The following is a 15,362-nucleotide window of genomic DNA, read 5'->3' as shown; positions in this document are numbered from 1 at the left end:
ATAGCAGAGCAATGCAGATTTGACAGCCCCGTTTGCAAACCCGGGTTCTCGCCCGGGATTTTCCGCTTGCCGCGAAATTCCAGAGCGTTATGTTCCGCTCTACCTCGGGGTGCCCCATGGGCTGAGACGCGGCAACGCGGACCCGTTGAACCTGAACCGGTTAGGACCGGCGGAGGGAAGGTGCGGCCCCGTGCAATGGGGCGTCCTGTCTCCGCCCGTCGCAGATGAGAGGAGACAAGATCATGAAATCCTTGCCATTTGCCGCGGGTCTTTCTGTATTGGCCACCATGGCCAGTGCCGAGACCCCGGTGCTTGATGTGCTGACCTATGACAGCTTCACCAGCGAATGGGGGCCTGGCCCCGCCATCGAAAAGGCTTTCGAGGCAACCTGCGCCTGCGATCTGCGCTTCACCCCCGCGGGGGACGGCGCCGCACTGCTGGCACGGCTGCAACTGGAAGGTTCCGGATCGAATGCTGATGTCGTGCTGGGGCTGGATACCAACCTGACCTCGGCAGCCCGGGCAACCGGTCTGTTTGCACCGCATGGCCAGACCCCGCAGACCAACCTGCCGGTCGCGTTTTCGGATGCCGAATTTCTGCCCTATGACTGGGGCTGGTTCGCCTTCGTGCATGATCGCAAACTGACCGCCCCCAAGTCCTTTGTCGAACTGGCCGCGTCTGACCTGAAGATCGTCATTCAGGATCCGCGCTCCTCCACCCCTGGTCTGGGCCTGCTGATGTGGGTCAAGGCCGCCCATGGTGACAAGGCCGGGCAAATCTGGGCCGATCTGGCGGACAATATCGTGACTGTCACCCCCGGCTGGTCCGAGGCTTATGGCATGTTTCTGGAAGGCGAGGCCGATCTGGTGCTGAGCTATACCACGTCGCCTGCCTATCACCTGATCGCCGAACAGGATGACAGCAAGACTGCCGCGCTGTTTGACGAAGGCCATTACCTGCAGGTCGAGGTGATGGGCAAACTGGCCGCCAGCGATCAACCGGCACTTGCCGATGCCTTTCTGACCTTCATGCTCAGCGATGCGGCGCAGGTGGTTCTGCCCACGACAAACTGGATGTACCCGGCCAAACAGCCGGCAGAAGGGCTGCCCAAGGGCTTTGAAACCCTGATCCAGCCCGGCAGATCGCTGCTTTTGTCAGCAGATGAGGCCGAGGCCGCACGCGGCCCGGCGTTGGACGAATGGCGCGCCGCGCTGGCGCGTTGATCGCGGCGGGGCTGGGGGTTCTGACCCTTGGCCCCGTGGCTGTGGTCATCTGGCATTCGGGCGGGGTGGCTCCTGCCTTGTCGGCGGCGGATTGGGCCGCCTTGCGCTTTACGGTGTTGCAAGCGGCACTGTCGGCGCTGGCTTCCGTCACCTGCGCGGTGCCGCTGGCCCGGGCTTTGGCGCGGCGGCGTTGGCCCGGGCGCGGCGCCCTGATCGCCGCGCTTGGCGCCCCGTTTCTGTTGCCTGTGATCGTGGCCGTGCTGGGTCTGCTGGCCGTCTTTGGCCGCGCCGGGATCGTCAATCAGGTGCTGGCGGGTCTGGGCCTGCCGCCCGTGTCGATCTTCGGGCTGGGCGGTGTGGTGCTGGCCCATGTCTTTCTGAACATGCCGTTGGCCACCCGGATGATCCTGCAAGGCTGGCAGGCCATCCCGGCAGAGCGGTTGCGGCTGGCCGAAAGTCTGGGCTTTGGTCCTGCCGATCTGTGGCGGCACATCGAAATTCCGATGCTGCGCGCCGTGCTGCCGGGGGCCACCTTGGCCATCTTTGCCATCTGCCTGACCAGCTTCGCGGTGGTGCTGGTGCTGGGGGGCGGGCCAGCCGCCACGACGGTCGAGCTTGCCATCTATCAGGCAGTGCGGTTTGATTTCGATCTGGGCCGCGCGGCGGCCCTTGCGGTGTTACAGGTGGCGGCTTGTGGTGCCGGGGTTGCGCTTGCGGCGATGGTCACCCAAGGGGCCGGTTTTGGGGCCGGTCTGGACCGGATGCAGCCCCTGCCCGCACCGGGTGGCTGGCGACTCATCTGTGACGTTGTCGTGATCACGGCGGCAACCGCTTTTCTGGCCGCCCCCTTGATTGCCGTGGCACTGCGCGGCGTGATCGGCCTGCCCGATTTGCCGGGCGCGGTCTGGCCAGCCCTTGGCGCGTCATTGCTGGTTGCAGGACTTGCGGCCCCACTGGCCGTGGGCGCCGCCCTGACGCTCGCGCTGGCCGTGGCGCAGGGCGCGCGTTGGCAAGGGGCGGCGGCGATGCTGCCACTGGCCGGGTCATCGCTTGTGCTGGGCACCGGGCTGTTTCTGGCTATCCGGCCTTTTGCCAATCCGCCCGACCTTGCGCTGCCTGTTACGGTTCTGGTCACCGCGATGATCGCCCTGCCCTTCGCCTACCGGCTGATCCTGCCCCATGCGCAGGCGTTGCAGGCCGATTATGGGCGGCTGGCGGCGGCGCTGGATCTGCGCGGCTGGGCCGCGTTTCGGCTGCTGATCCTGCCCCGCCTGCGCCGCCCGCTTGGCTTTGCCACCGGCCTCTGTGCGGCCTTGGCAATCGGGGACCTGGGGGTGATCGCCCTTTTCGCCACCGAAGACGGCGTGACCCTGCCACTGGTGATCCAGCGGCTGATGGGGGCCTATCGCACCGACGCGGCGGCAGCTACGGCCCTGTTGCTGGTGATTGCCGCTTTCGGGGTTTTCTGTATCTGTGACAGATGGGGGCGTGCCGATGCTGAGCCTTGAAGGCCTGCAGATCGTGCAGGATGATTTCCGGCTTGAAGCCGACCTGACGCTGGCCGCCGGGGCGCGGATTGCCGTGATCGGTCCCTCGGGTGCGGGAAAATCCACCCTGCTTGGGGCAATTGCCGGGTTTCAGCCAGCGCAAGCCGGCCGCATCCTCTGGCATGGTGACAGGATTGACACCCTGCCGCCCGGGCGGCGGCCGCTTTCGATGCTGTTTCAGGATCAGAACCTGTTTCCGCATCTGACTGTGGCGCAGAACCTAGGCCTTGGGCTGGACCCATCGCTGCGCCGTGTCGATCATCGCGCGGTCGATGCCGTGCTGGAGCGGGTGGGGCTGTCTGGCCTAAGCGCACGCAAGCCAGCGCAACTGTCAGGCGGGCAGCAAAGCCGGGCCGCATTGGCGCGCTGCCTGTTGCGGGCCCGGCCCATTCTGCTGCTGGATGAACCCTTTGCCGCGCTCGGGCCTGCGCTGAAAGCAGAAATGCTGGCCCTGTTGGCCGAAACCGCCGGGCCTGCGCTGGTGCTGATGGTAACGCATGACCCGGGCGATGCCCGCGCCTTTGCCGATCAGACCGTGCTGGTGGCCGAAGGCAGGGCCGAACCGGCAAGACCCACCGCCACCCTGCTGGATCATCCGCCGCCTGCGCTCGCCGCCTATCTGGGCCAAGGCTGACGCGCAAAAGCAAAAACCCCGCAGGTAACTGCGGGGTTTTTTCTTGGTCATGATCTGAAGATCAGGCGTGCGTCTTGCCCTTGATGCCAGCCCAAAGCCGCTTGTTGGTCAGGTAAAGCAGCGTTGACAGCAGGATCAGGAAGGTAACGGCGACAAAGCCCATCTGCTTGCGGGCCATCATCTTGGGTTCCGCCGTCCACATCAGGAAGGCCGACACATCTTCCGCCATATGATGCAAGGTGGCAGGATGGCCGTCGGCATAGGTGACCTGATCATCCGACAGCGGAGGCGGCATGGCAATCCAGCCCCCTGGGAAGGCGTGGTTTTCGTAGAAGGTCGTCCCGGCCTCTTCCTTCGTCTCGCCGGTATAGCCGGTCAGGATCGAATAGATGTATTCCGGGCCGCCGATGCCATTCACCAACTGGCTGATGCCGGTGCCATAGGGGCCGTGGAACCCGGCGCGGGCCTTGGCCATCAGGCTCAGGTCCGGGCCCATACCCTCACCCGAACGCGACGGGAACTTGTCGGTCCATTCACGCGGGCGGGCTTCACCACCCGGCAGTTCCACCTCGTCCAGGCTGGCCGCATAGGCGCGCACCTGATCGGCGGGCAGTTCTGGGCCACCTTCATCGGCCAGGGTGCGGATCGGCACGAACTTCATGCCATGGCAGCCCGAGCAGACCTCGGTGAACACCTGCAGGCCGCGCTGCAGCTGGTTCTTGTCGAAGGTGCCAAACGGGCCTTCATGGGCGAAGGCAACGTCTTCGATATGGCCTTCCGCGCCAGCCGCCAAGGCAGCGCCCGACATCAGGGCAAGAGCGGAAATGGCGCTGATTGCGATTTTACGAAACATCTCAGTCCGTTCCTTTCTCTCACTCGGCCGCATGCGGGTAATGGGCCTTGAAGTCTTCCTCGATGGTCGCGGGCTGCGGCAGCGGCTTTTCGATCACCCCGAGCAGCGGCAGGATCACGAGGAAATAGGCGAACCAGTAGGTAGAGGCTATGAGCGAGATCCAGTCATAGGGCGGATCGGTCGGCATCGCACCCACCCACATCAGCACGACGAAATCGAAGCACAGCAGCGCGAACCACCATTTGAACATCGGGCGATACTTGCCCGACCGCACCGACGAAGTATCCAGCCAGGGGGCCAGCGCCATCACCGCAATCGCGCCGAACATGGCGACCACGCCGAAGAACTTGGCGTCCACGATCCCGAAGGTCAGGAAGCTGGTCAGTTGCACCACCCAGACATCGGCGGTGAAGGCGCGCAGGATCGCGTAGAAGGGCAGGAAGTACCATTCCGGCACGATATGGGCCGGCGTGGCCAACGGGTTCGCCTCGATATAGTTGTCGGGGTGACCCAGATAGTTGGGCATGAAGCCGACGATGGCAAAGAACACCACCAGGATCACGGCCAGCGCGAACAGGTCCTTGATCACATAGTACGGCCAGAACGGCACGGTGTCTTTCTTGGCTTCTTCCTTCGACCCGCGACGCACCTCAACCCCGGTCGGGTTGTTGTTGCCGGTCGTGTGGAAGGCCCAGATATGCACGGCAACCAGCGCCGCAATCACGAAGGGCAACAGGTAATGCAGCGAGAAGAAGCGGTTCAGCGTGGCATTGTCCACTGCAGGCCCGCCCAGCAGCCAGTCCTGAATCGAAGGGCCGACACCCGGGATCGCACCGAACAGGCCGGTGATCACGGTCGCGCCCCAGAAGGACATCTGCCCCCATGGCAGCACATAGCCCATGAAGGCGGTACCCATCATCATCAGATAGATGATCATGCCGATCAGCCAGGTCACTTCGCGCGGGGCCTTGTACGATCCGTAGTACAGGCCGCGGAAGATGTGCAGATACACGGCCACGAAGAACAGCGAAGCGCCGTTGGCGTGCAGGTAGCGCAGCGCCCAGCCGCCATTCACGTCACGCATGATATGTTCGACCGACGCAAAGGCCAGATCGACATGCGGGGTGTAGTGCATCACCAGCACGATGCCGGTCACGATCTGCAGGGCAAGGCAGAAAGTCAGAACGATGCCCCAGATCCACATCCAGTTCAGGTTCTTGGGCGTGGGGATCATCAGAGTGTCATAGGCGAGCCCGACGATGGGCAGGCGCTTGTGCAGCCACTTCTCAACGCCCGATGCGGGCTCGTAATGGTCGTGCGGAATTCCGGCCATTGGGTATACTCCTCAGCCCAGCAGGATCGTGGTTTCGTCGGTGAACTTGGCCACCGGCACATCCAGGTTGCGCGGCGCGGGGCCTTTGCGGATACGGCCCGCAGTGTCGTAATGCGACCCGTGGCAGGGGCAGAACCAGCCGCCGAATTCGCCCGCGCCATTGCCCAGCGGCACGCAACCCAGATGGGTGCAAACCCCCAGCATCACCAGCCATTCGCCCGCTTCATCCAGCGAACGGTTGGCATCGGAGGCATCGGTGCCAGGCTTGTTGGCATTTTCCGACTGGGTATCGATCAGATCGCTCAGCTGCACTGCGCGGGCAGCTTCGATTTCCTCAGGGGTGCGACGGCGGATGAAGACCGGCTTGCCGCGCCATTTCACGGTCAGCTGCGAGCCCACGGCCACGCCCGAGACATCGACATAGATCGAGGCAAGCGCGCGGACATCGGCCGAGGCATTCATCTGGTTGACCAGCGGCCAGACGGCGGCACCGGTCGCCACCGCGCCGGCACCGGCCGTCGCATAATACAGGAAATCCCTGCGGGTGCCTGCGTGATCTTCTGCGTGGGACACGAGATCTTCTCCCTCTCAAGGGCCGCCTCATGCGACCCATGCAAAACCAGGGGCAGTGGTCGCCCACAGCCCGGATGGGCGGGTTTTAGCCAAGGCCCTGCCCTACGTCCAGCGGTCAAAGCCGCGCAGGCCCTGCGAATGCGACCTTTTGTTGCGCTGTGGCCTTGAAGGCGCGGCCCAGGCTTCCTAACGGTCCGGAAAACCTGTCGGACGAACGGGGCTTTGGCACGCATTGCCGTGCCGGTGCCGGCATGGCCTGCACAGTCGGGGCGGAACGGGCCATGCCCACGGCTCCGATTCCGGGAACTTGGACCACCGACAGGCCCACCGGATGCCCCGTCATAGCACCCCTTGTGTCGGTGACGGCAACATTGTGGTTACGGGGGACTGCGCTCTGCAAAGGCAGGCACAAGGCGCATCAGCCCACAGTCAGGCGGCAGGGGGGCGGGTTGCCTGCATGGAGGGGCGGGCCGAAAACTCTGCTTCCCAAGCAGCCAGATGCGGATGATCGGCCCGCCAACCACGATCGGCATGCCGGAAATCCAGATAGCCCAGGGCGGCCCCAACCGCGATCTGGCCCATGGTCAGCGGGCCTTGCAGCCGGTCCATCCAGCGTGTTTCAAGCGCGTCCAGCGCGCGGGCAATCTTGCCCCATTGCCCTTCGACCCAAGGGGAATGGCGCCGCTCTTCAGGACGCATGCGCCATTCATAGACCATCAGCACGGCAGCATCGAGAATGCCATCCGCTGTGGCCTCAAGCGTGACGATGGGCCAATGCGCGGCCCCGGTGCCATAGAGCCCAGCCCCGGCATGATCGTCGATCCAGCGACAGATCACCCGGCTGTCATACAGCACCTCGCCCGTGTCCAGCTCCAGCGCCGGGATCTTGCCTAGCGGGTTCTGCGCCAGGATCAGGTCATCGGGGGCGATGGGTGTTGTCTGCACCGGCACCAGCGCCACCTTCTCCAGCAGCCCCGTTTCGGACAGGGTGACCACAACCTTGCGCACATAGGGCGAGGTCGGCGAGTGATACAGGCGCATGATCGGGCTCCACGATTCGGGTCAGGGCTGGCCGCAGGATAGGCGCGGAATTTCCGGGTTGGAACCCGGCGCGGCCCGTTGCACCCTGCGACGCAGGGAGGACTGACATGACCGACAAAGTAACCGCGCTGGATCTGGAACCTGAAGCCCCGCTGCCCGAAGATGTGGCGACCTATTTCGACAAGTGCCGCGAAAAGCTGGGGCTGATCCCCAATGTGCTGCTGGCCTATGCCTTTGATGCCGAAAAGCTGTGGGCCTTTTCGGCGATGTACAACGATCTGATGCTGGCCCCGTCCGGCCTGACCAAGGCCGAGCGCGAAATGATCGCGGTGGCCGTGTCGGCCCAGAATGCCTGCGTCTATTGTCTGACCGCGCATGGCGCAGCCCTGCGGCAGTTGACCGGCAATCCCGCACTTGCCGAAACCATCGCCCAGAATTGGCGGGTGGCGGACATCACCCCCCGCCAGCGGGCCATGCTGGCCTTTGCGGTAAAGCTGACCAACGCCCCCGCCGACATGGGCGAAGATGATCGCGCCGCCTTGCGCGCTGCGGGGTTCAGCGATGCCGATATCTGGGACATCGCGGCGGTGGCGGCATTCTACAACATGTCAAACCGCGTGGCCGCAGCGGTCGAGATGCGCCCGAACCCGGAGTATCATGGGATGGCACGGTGAAGCGAGCAAGCAATCTGGGGAATCTTCTGAGTGATCCGGTCTCCAGGCTCCAGACCGCAGAAACAAAAGGAACCCCGAGCCTTATGGCGCGGGGTTCGCTGGTGCGCTTCATCCGTATCGTGGATACGGGTGAAGCGAACTCTCCGGCCCTTGCCTATAGCTTGATGACCGTCTTTTCCTGAGCAAGATTACCGTTGTTGGAGTAGGTTATGTATCCTTCAGCGGTGCCATTTTCTTTGCGGTAGAAAGTGCTGCCTGCAAATCCACCGTAGGGGCTTTGTCCTGCGCACTTTGCAGCGAAGCCAATACCATCATCGCTGTCTTTCAACCCGAACGAAGTGATCGAGCCTCCGCACATTTTTGCGGCAAGTGTTTTGATTTCGCTCTCTGAAAAGCCTTGGGCGTTGTACCGACCAGAGACCATGTGTCCGTCTTTGGAAACATTCATGGAAGCAACATTCGGCTGGATGGGACCGCCTCCACATGCGGATAGAAGTAAAAGACCGGCCGCAGCCAATGTTACAGCGATTCTCATGGCATCTCCTTTGCCGACATTCCCTAAGTGGCGCGCAAACTTTAGGTAGATTTGCCCGCGCTCTCTCACTTTAAAGGTGTATTTCGCCCGGAAACAAGTTCAGGATCGCGCAGGCTGCTGGCACTGGCGGGATCGTTCCGCGTAGTCGCTTCGCACTTGCCAGGCTTCTGCGTTTTTCAGCGTGAAGGGCAGATCCGTCTTGCTGCTTTGATTTGGTCTGGGTCTGTATCGGGCAGAAAGTCACGCGCAAGAATGCGACCCGGAAGCGAACAGCCCCCCGAAATGAAAAAACCGCTGCGGTTTCCCACAGCGGTCTTTCAATGCATCGGCGTTACGCTAATCAGCCCTGACGGGCCTTGTAGCGCTTCTGGGTCTTGTTGATCACATAGACCCGGCCTTTACGACGCACAACCTGACAGTCGCGGTGACGCGTCTTCAGCGAGCGCAGCGAGTTCTTGACCTTCATGGCCATCTCTCCATATCGCGGCGCGCGTGCGCCTTGAAACTCGTGCCTTCTTGCGAAAGCGGTGAAATGGTGGGCGGTACTGGGATCGAACCAGTGGCCACTACGATGTCAACGTAGTGCTCTACCGCTGAGCTAACCGCCCACACGCCGGGTGATCCTGCCTGCCGCCCTTCGCCGAAAAACAAAGGACGCGGGCTGAACCGCGTCGGTGAAGGGGTCTATAAAGAGAGTCGCAGGGGTGTTCAAGGGGTTTTGGTCACAGAAAAATTCGCGCTATATGTTTTGTCATGATCCACCGCACCCAGACCGAGGCCTATGTCCTGCTGCGCCCGATGGCGACCTTCGCGCCGCTGGTCTTTTCGTCGCCGCATAGCGGCCGGGATTACCCTTCGGCCTTTCTGGACGCCACGGTGCTTGATTCGCGGCTGATCCGGTCGTCGGAAGATGCCTTTGTGGACAAGCTCTTTGCGGCGGCCCCCCATCATGGCATGCCCCTGCTGGCCGCGCGCGCGCCGCGCGCCTGGCTCGATCTAAACCGCGCCTGCGACGAGCTTGATCCGGCGCTGATCGAAGGGGTCAGCCGCGCGCCCCACAACCCGCGCATCAGTTCGGGCCTGGGCGTGATTCCGCGCGTGGTTGCGCAAGGTCGGCCCATCTATCGCGGCAAACTCCCCCGGTCCGAGGCCGAAGCGCGGCTGCGCGCCCATTGGCACCCCTACCATGACCGGCTGCGCAACCTGATGACCGAAACGGAAAGCCGATTCGGCGAAGCCGTGCTGATCGACTGCCATTCCATGCCGCATGAGGCGATCGAAACCCATGCCAGGCCGGGCAATAGCCACCCCGAGGTGGTGTTGGGCGATCGTTTCGGGGCGGCGGCAGGCCGTGTGGTGATGGACCGGATCGAGACCGCTTTCCGAAGGGCGGGCCTGCGCGTCGCACGCAACGCGCCTTTTGCCGGGGCCTATATCGCCCAGACCTATGGGCGCCCCTCTCGCGGGCATCATGCGGTTCAGGTGGAAATTGACCGCGCGCTGTACATGGATGAGGCGCGGATCGAACCCCGACCGGATTTCCCGGCCTTTCAGGCCCTGATGGCCGAGGTGGTCGCCGATCTGGCCGAAAGCTTCGCCCCCGACCGGCGACTGGCCGCAGAATAACCCTGCCAGAACCTGCGATCAGCGCAGCGCCCGGCCCTTGATGATCGCGTCTTGGCCGAACCTGTTGCGGATCGCATCCGTTGCCTGTTCCGCCCGGGCGCGACGGCTGGCGCCGGGATCAAGCAGATCCTGCGTCACATCAGCCAGTGACCCGGCGCACAGATCGGCAAGCCCTGTGCCGATCAGCCGGTAGGCCGCTCCGGGCGGCACCTGATCGAACATGGCCCGCGCCTCGCGATAGATGCAATCGGCCAGCTGCGTCGGGCTGGACAGCGCATGGCGACGGGTGATCTGGCTGAAATCCACGCGCTTGAGCTTCAGCGTCACCGTGCGGCCTGCCAGATCCTTGGCCTTTGCCCGGTCCGCCACCCCGACCGCCAGCCGCCACAGGTGACCATCCAGCAGATCGGGATCGGCGGTATCTTCGTGAAAGGTGGTTTCCTTGGAAATCGACTTGACCTTCGCATCCCGGCTGACCCGTCGGTCATCCTGCCCCCGCGCCAGATGCCAGAGCCGGTCACCCATATGGCCGAAACGGGCGACCAGATCGCCACGTTCCCATCGCAACAGATCGGTTATGGTGCGAATGCCGGCGCGTTCCAGTGCCGTCTGGGTCGCCGTGCCCACCCCCCAGATCACCCGCACGGATTTGGGGGCCAGAAATGCCGCCGTCTCGGCCCGGCCAATGACCGAAAACCCGCGCGGCTTGTCGAGATCCGAGGCGATCTTGGCCAGAAACTTGTTATGCGACAGCCCGATCGACCCGGAGATGCCCAATTCGTCTTCCATCCGCTTGACCAACCGGGCCAGCATGACCGCAGGCGGCGCACCATGCAGGCGGGCGGTTCCGGTCAGGTCCAGAAAGGCCTCGTCCAGACTGAGGGGTTCGATGGCCGGGGTCAGGTCTTCCATCAATGCGCGGATCTGGCGCGACACCGCCACATAGGCCTGCATGCGCGGCTTGATGACCACCGCCTCGGGGCAGAGCTTCAGCGCCTGAAACATCGGCATGGCCGACCGCACACCGGCAATGCGTGCAACATAGCAGCAGGTTGAAACCACGCCGCGCGTGCCGCCCCCCACAATCACCGGAAGGGCAGCCAGATCGGGATTGTCGCGCTTTTCGACCGAGGCGTAGAAGGCATCGCAATCCATATGGGCAATGGACAGATCAAACAGTTCGGGATGTGCGATCACGCGCGGGCTGCGGCAGGCCGGGCAGCGCGGCCCGCTGTCAAAACTGGTCAGGCAGGATCGGCACAGCGCAGGCATGCCTTCGGTTTAGCACGGCCGCAGGGGCGCGTCACCCTGCGGCGCCTTCGCGAAAGGCGACTACTCTGCCGCAACCGGGCGCAAGGCCCCCGTCTGCGGCGCACCTTCACGCAGATAGCGGGCATGACCCAGATCACCCGCCTCGATCTCGGGCACGCGGCCTGACATCAGATCGGCCAGAACCCGGCCCGATCCGCAAGCCATGGTCCAGCCCAGCGTACCGTGGCCGGTGTTCAGGAACAGGTTGCCGATGGCGCTGCGCCCCACGATAGGGGTGCCATCCGGTGTCATCGGTCGATGGCCGCACCAGAAGCTGGCCCGCGACTGATCGCCCGCGCCGCCAAACAGGTCTTCGACCGAATGGGTCAGCGTGGCCTGCCGCTTGGGCGACAGGGATGTATCAAAGCCCGCGATCTCCGCCATGCCGCCCACCCGGATACGGTCGCCCAGCCGGGTGATCGCGATCTTGTGGGTTTCATCCATGACCGTGGAAACCGGGGCACGGCTTTCATCCACCACCGGAACCGTGATCGAATAGCCCTTCACCGGATAGACCGGCAGCTTGATGCCATGTTCGGCGGTCAGGAAGGGCGAATAGCTGCCCATGGCCACCACGAAGGCATGCGCTTCCATCCGGCCTTCGGACGTATCGACCGAAACGATCCGGTCGCCCGAGCGGTTGAGCCGCAGCACCTTCACGCCCCAGCGGAAGGTCACGCCCAGCCCTTCGGCCCGGTCGGCCAGTGCCTTGGTGAATTTGAAACAATCGCCGGTTTCATCATTGGGCAGGCGCAGACCGCCCGCGATCTTGTCGGCCGAGGCCGCCAATCCCGGTTCCGCCGCCACGCAGCCCGCGCGATCCAGCACTTCGAACGGCACACCGCTGTCGCGCAGCACGGCGATATCCTTGGCCGCGCCATCCACCTGTTTCTGGGTGCGGAACAGCTGCAAAGTGCCCTGCATCCGCTGGTCATATTCGATGCCGGTCTCGGCCCGCAGGTCGATCAGGCAATCGCGCGAATATTCGGCCAGCCGCACCATGCGCGCCTTGTTCACCTGATAGGCTGCGGTGGTGCAGTTCATCAGCATCCGCGCCATCCAGGCCAGTTTCGCCATGTCAGGGCGCGGGTTCAGGATCAGCGGCGCATGCTGCATGAACATCCATTTCAGCGCCTTGACCGGCACCCCCGGTGCCGCCCAGGGCGCGGAATACCCCGGGCTCACCTCGCCTGCATTGGCAAAGCTGGTTTCCAGCGCCGGGCCGGGCTGGCGGTCGATCACCGTCACCTCATGCCCCTGCCGGGCCAGATACCAGGCCGAGGTCACACCGATCACGCCGGCGCCAAGGATGACGATCTTCATGGGGTACTCCGCATCTTTTTGGGATGGCGACAGAATACAGCATCTGCCGGAAATCTTTCCCTGATCACGCCCCGGAAAGCCCCCTTCAATCGAAGAAATCTTCGCATTTTTACACTATAAACGAATAATGATCGGCATATATTCTACATGAAGCAAGATACAACGGCGATTACTGCAGAAGACAACAGAATCATTTGCCTATTGCTTGTGCAGTCTGCGAAGACCATCTTGAACCCATCCTTTACAGGTTCAATTTCCGAGGCATCCATGAACGGTCAGGAATTTCTGGGGGGCAATGCGATTTTTCTCGCGCTTGCTGCCTTTCTCATCCTCTGCGTTTTTCTGGGCGTGCGCATCGTGCCGCAAAGCCAGAAACATGTCGTCGAACGGTTCGGCAGGCTGCGCGCCGTGCTGGGGCCCGGGATCAATTTCGTCGTCCCTTTCCTGGATCGGATCGCCCACAAGGTTTCGGTGCTGGAGCGGCAATTGCCCACTGCCTCGCAGGATGCGATTACTGCCGACAACGTGCTGGTGAAGGTGGAAACTTCGGTCTTCTACCGCATCATCGAACCGGAAAAGACCGTCTATCGCATCCGCGATGTCGATGGCGCGATTGCCACGACGGTCGCGGGGATCGTTCGGTCGGAAATCGGCAAGCTGGAACTGGATCAGGTGCAATCCAACCGGGCGGATCTGATCGGCAAGGTGCGCGAACAGGTTGCCGCGATGGTGGATGACTGGGGGATCGAGGTCACCCGCGCCGAGGTGCTGGATGTGAACCTGGATGACGCGACCCGCGCCGCCATGCTGCAACAGTTGAACGCCGAACGGGCACGCCGCGCACAGGTGACCGAGGCCGAGGGCAAGAAACGTGCCGTTGAACTGAACGCCGAAGCCGAACTCTACGCCGCCGAACAGCAGGCCAAGGCCCGGCGCGTGCTGGCCGATGCCGAAGCCTATGCAACGGGTGTGATTGCCGAGGCGATCAAGATGAACGGGATCGAAGCCGCGCAATATCAGGTCGCGCTGAAACAGGTGGAAGCCCTGTCCGAGGTTGCCAAGGGCGCCGGCAAGCAGACGATCCTTGTGCCGGCCCATGCGCTGGATGCCTTTGCCAATGCCTTTACCATGCTGAAAGGGCGGTCATGAGCTGGTGGGTCTGGGTTGTTGCCGGGTTGGCCGTCGGGATCATCGAAATCCTTGCGCCTGGCTATATCTTTCTGGGCTTTGCCATCGGTGCGGTGGCGGTGGGCCTGCTGCATTGGGCTGGGCTGATGGCCAGCGGGCTTGCATTCCAGATTGCCGCCTTCGCGGTGATCTCGGTTCTGGCGTGGCTTGGCCTGAGCCGCGCCTTCCCGCTGCAGCGCGGTCAGGTCAAACGCTGGACACGCGATATCAACGAGTGATCTCGGGCGATCCGGATAGCGCGGCATCATAGCGGTCGCGGGCCTGACGGACCAAAGGTTGATGGGTATCTGCCCAATCGCGCAATTGCGCCAGCCGCTCCACCAGCCCAAGCGCCATCGGGGTCAGCGCATATTCCACCTGCGGCGGGGCCAGCGGCAGAACCCTGCGGCTGACCAGACCGTCACGCTCCAGATGCCGCAAGGTGACGGACAGCATCCGTTGCGAAACACCATCGATCACCCGGCGCAGCGCATTGAACCGGCACGGACCCTTGCGCAATTCCAGCATCACCAGAACCGACCAGGCATCCCCGATCCGATCCAGCACATCGCGGACGGGGCAGGCATGGTTGACTGAATCGCGCGGTGGCACCCGAGGTTCCCTCCCTGTTACCATAAGCCATATGCGTGCCTATCCCGGCGGCAGCCGTTGTGGACCATATGGTTATTACTCGTGACTTGATACAGATGGTGCAACATGAAATCGATCCTTGTCGCAGGCCTTGCGGGCCTGTTGCTGACCGCCCCGGCCCATGCGGCCGACCTGACGCTGACCCCGTACAATCCTGGGCCTGATGGCATGTTTCCGGTCACCTCCACCCTTGTCGAAGGCCCGACCGAAGTGCTTCTGGTCGATGCGCAGTTCGAAAGGGATGATGCACAGGTGCTGCTTGACCGTATCCGCGCCACAGGCAAACCCCTGACCACGATCTATATCAGCGCAGGCGATCCCGATTTCTATTTCGGGCTGGATGTGATCACGGAGGCCTATCCTGACGCGAAGGTTCTGGCGACCGCAGCAACCGCCGAACACATCAGCAAGACAGCAGAAGGCAAACTTGCCTATTGGGGCCCGATCCTTGGCGCCAATGCCCCGACCCGGCTGATCCAACCTGAGGTCATCGCCACCGATCGCCTGACCGTGGATGGCATTCCGCTGCAGATCACCGGCCCGGAGAGCGCCCATCAGTTTCTTTGGGTTCCATCCGAACAAACCATACTTGGCAGCGTCGCCCTGTTTGAAAACCAGCATGTCTGGATGGCCGATACCCAGACCAAGGCCGCACGGCAGGGCTGGCAGGATACGCTGGCGGCCATGCTGGCCTTGAACCCGGAAAGGGTCATTCCTGGTCACACGCTGGGCAATAGCAGCGAGGCCCCTGATATCATCCGCTTTACTGCAGATTACATCGTGGCCTTCGAGACCGAGGCAGCCACTGCCGCGGGGTCCGCTGCCTTGATTGCCGCGATGCAGGGGCGCTACCCGGCCTTCGCCGCAAGTG

The 15,362-nt window shown here is 63.1% G+C and carries 16 protein-coding genes, 1 tRNA gene, 1 pseudogene and 1 riboswitch; of the genes and pseudogenes, 8 read left to right on the top strand and 10 right to left on the bottom strand.

Annotated elements, in window-relative coordinates; all coding sequences use genetic code 11:
- Positions 1 to 95: 95 nt before the first annotated feature.
- A riboswitch (TPP riboswitch) is annotated at positions 96 to 195 on the top strand.
- A gap of 47 nt (positions 196 to 242) precedes the next feature.
- The 3 genes from thiB to V6590_RS08205 are packed head-to-tail and all read left to right on the top strand — an operon-like array spanning position 243 to position 3,404.
- Positions 243 to 1,223, top strand: coding sequence for a thiamine ABC transporter substrate binding subunit (gene thiB / locus V6590_RS08215; RefSeq protein ID WP_335421805.1), 981 nt, complete (start codon positions 243 to 245; stop codon positions 1,221 to 1,223).
- Positions 1,199 to 2,731, top strand: coding sequence for an ABC transporter permease family protein (locus tag V6590_RS08210; protein ID WP_335421803.1), 1,533 nt, complete (start codon positions 1,199 to 1,201; stop codon positions 2,729 to 2,731). Before thiB ends, V6590_RS08210 begins: the two co-directional genes overlap by 25 nt.
- Positions 2,718 to 3,404: a thiamine ABC transporter ATP-binding protein gene (locus V6590_RS08205; protein ID WP_335421801.1), complete on the top strand. Its 687-nt coding sequence runs from the start codon at positions 2,718 to 2,720 to the stop codon at positions 3,402 to 3,404. The genes V6590_RS08210 and V6590_RS08205 overlap by 14 nt, the downstream gene beginning before the upstream one ends.
- A 61-nt stretch (positions 3,405 to 3,465) precedes the next feature.
- Here the strand turns inward: V6590_RS08205 and V6590_RS08200 are convergent, their stop codons facing one another.
- The 4 genes from V6590_RS08200 to V6590_RS08185 all read right to left on the bottom strand — a co-directional run bounded on the left by V6590_RS08200 (position 3,466) and on the right by V6590_RS08185 (position 7,204).
- On the bottom strand, positions 3,466 to 4,257 hold the full coding sequence (locus tag V6590_RS08200; RefSeq protein ID WP_335421799.1) for a cytochrome c1: 792 nt from the start codon (positions 4,255 to 4,257) through the stop codon (positions 3,466 to 3,468).
- Between the two features lie 19 nt (positions 4,258 to 4,276).
- On the bottom strand, positions 4,277 to 5,590 hold the full coding sequence (gene petB / locus V6590_RS08195; protein ID WP_335421797.1) for a cytochrome b: 1,314 nt from the start codon (positions 5,588 to 5,590) through the stop codon (positions 4,277 to 4,279).
- Positions 5,591 to 5,602: 12 nt separating this feature from the next.
- Positions 5,603 to 6,163 (bottom strand): ubiquinol-cytochrome c reductase iron-sulfur subunit, encoded by a 561-nt coding sequence (petA, locus tag V6590_RS08190; protein ID WP_335421794.1) that lies wholly within the window; start codon positions 6,161 to 6,163, stop codon positions 5,603 to 5,605.
- Between the two features lie 429 nt (positions 6,164 to 6,592).
- Positions 6,593 to 7,204 (bottom strand): glutathione S-transferase, encoded by a 612-nt coding sequence (locus V6590_RS08185; protein ID WP_335421792.1) that lies wholly within the window; start codon positions 7,202 to 7,204, stop codon positions 6,593 to 6,595.
- Positions 7,205 to 7,311: 107 nt separating this feature from the next.
- Between V6590_RS08185 and V6590_RS08180 the strand changes: the two genes are divergently transcribed.
- Positions 7,312 to 7,878 carry a peroxidase-related enzyme gene (locus V6590_RS08180; RefSeq protein WP_335421790.1) on the top strand — a complete coding sequence of 189 codons (567 nt, stop codon included), beginning with the start codon at positions 7,312 to 7,314 and terminating at the stop codon, positions 7,876 to 7,878.
- A 154-nt stretch (positions 7,879 to 8,032) separates the two neighbouring features.
- On the opposite strand, the gene V6590_RS08175 is transcribed toward V6590_RS08180, so the two are convergent.
- From V6590_RS08175 to V6590_RS08165, 3 genes are all read right to left on the bottom strand, one after another.
- The gene (locus V6590_RS08175) at positions 8,033 to 8,413 is read right to left on the bottom strand and encodes a hypothetical protein (RefSeq protein ID WP_335421789.1); all 381 of its coding nucleotides are present in this window, start codon (positions 8,411 to 8,413) and stop codon (positions 8,033 to 8,035) included.
- Between the two features lie 340 nt (positions 8,414 to 8,753).
- Positions 8,754 to 8,879, bottom strand: a complete 126-nt coding sequence (ykgO, locus tag V6590_RS08170) for a type B 50S ribosomal protein L36 (protein ID WP_054302743.1) — start codon at positions 8,877 to 8,879, stop codon at positions 8,754 to 8,756.
- Positions 8,880 to 8,946: 67 nt separating this feature from the next.
- Positions 8,947 to 9,021, bottom strand: a tRNA-Val gene (locus V6590_RS08165).
- 145 nt (positions 9,022 to 9,166) lie between these two features.
- Between V6590_RS08165 and V6590_RS08160 the strand changes: the two genes are divergently transcribed.
- On the top strand, positions 9,167 to 10,039 hold the full coding sequence (locus V6590_RS08160; RefSeq protein WP_335421779.1) for an N-formylglutamate amidohydrolase: 873 nt from the start codon (positions 9,167 to 9,169) through the stop codon (positions 10,037 to 10,039).
- An 18-nt stretch (positions 10,040 to 10,057) separates the two neighbouring features.
- Here the strand turns inward: V6590_RS08160 and V6590_RS08155 are convergent, their stop codons facing one another.
- The gene (locus V6590_RS08155) at positions 10,058 to 11,311 is read right to left on the bottom strand and encodes a DNA polymerase IV (protein ID WP_335421777.1); all 1,254 of its coding nucleotides are present in this window, start codon (positions 11,309 to 11,311) and stop codon (positions 10,058 to 10,060) included.
- 60 nt (positions 11,312 to 11,371) lie between these two features.
- Positions 11,372 to 12,706 carry a D-amino acid dehydrogenase gene (locus V6590_RS08150; protein WP_335422500.1) on the bottom strand — a complete coding sequence of 445 codons (1,335 nt, stop codon included), beginning with the start codon at positions 12,704 to 12,706 and terminating at the stop codon, positions 11,372 to 11,374.
- A gap of 234 nt (positions 12,707 to 12,940) precedes the next feature.
- Here V6590_RS08150 and V6590_RS08145 point away from each other — a divergent pair, with 234 nt between their 5' ends.
- Both V6590_RS08145 and V6590_RS08140 read left to right on the top strand, forming a co-directional pair.
- The gene (locus V6590_RS08145) at positions 12,941 to 13,822 is read left to right on the top strand and encodes an SPFH domain-containing protein (RefSeq protein ID WP_335421775.1); all 882 of its coding nucleotides are present in this window, start codon (positions 12,941 to 12,943) and stop codon (positions 13,820 to 13,822) included.
- A complete protein-coding gene (locus tag V6590_RS08140) occupies positions 13,819 to 14,079 on the top strand; it encodes an NfeD family protein (protein ID WP_335421773.1) in 261 nt (86 codons plus the stop codon). The genes V6590_RS08145 and V6590_RS08140 overlap by 4 nt, the downstream gene beginning before the upstream one ends.
- Here the strand turns inward: V6590_RS08140 and V6590_RS08135 are convergent.
- Positions 14,069 to 14,452, bottom strand: coding sequence for a winged helix-turn-helix transcriptional regulator (locus tag V6590_RS08135; protein ID WP_335421771.1), 384 nt, complete (start codon positions 14,450 to 14,452; stop codon positions 14,069 to 14,071). The genes V6590_RS08140 and V6590_RS08135 overlap by 11 nt on opposite strands.
- Before the next feature lie 105 nt (positions 14,453 to 14,557).
- Here V6590_RS08135 and V6590_RS20875 point away from each other — a divergent pair.
- Positions 14,558 to 15,154, top strand: a pseudogene (locus V6590_RS20875) (MBL fold metallo-hydrolase); the annotation flags it as partial.
- Between the last annotated feature and the right edge of the window lie 208 nt (positions 15,155 to 15,362).

The organism is Gemmobacter denitrificans (genome assembly GCF_036964905.1).
GTDB lineage: Bacteria > Pseudomonadota > Alphaproteobacteria > Rhodobacterales > Rhodobacteraceae > Gemmobacter > Gemmobacter denitrificans.
The sequence above is the reverse complement of the archived record's forward strand: the minus strand, read 5'-3'. Positions and strand labels throughout refer to the sequence as shown.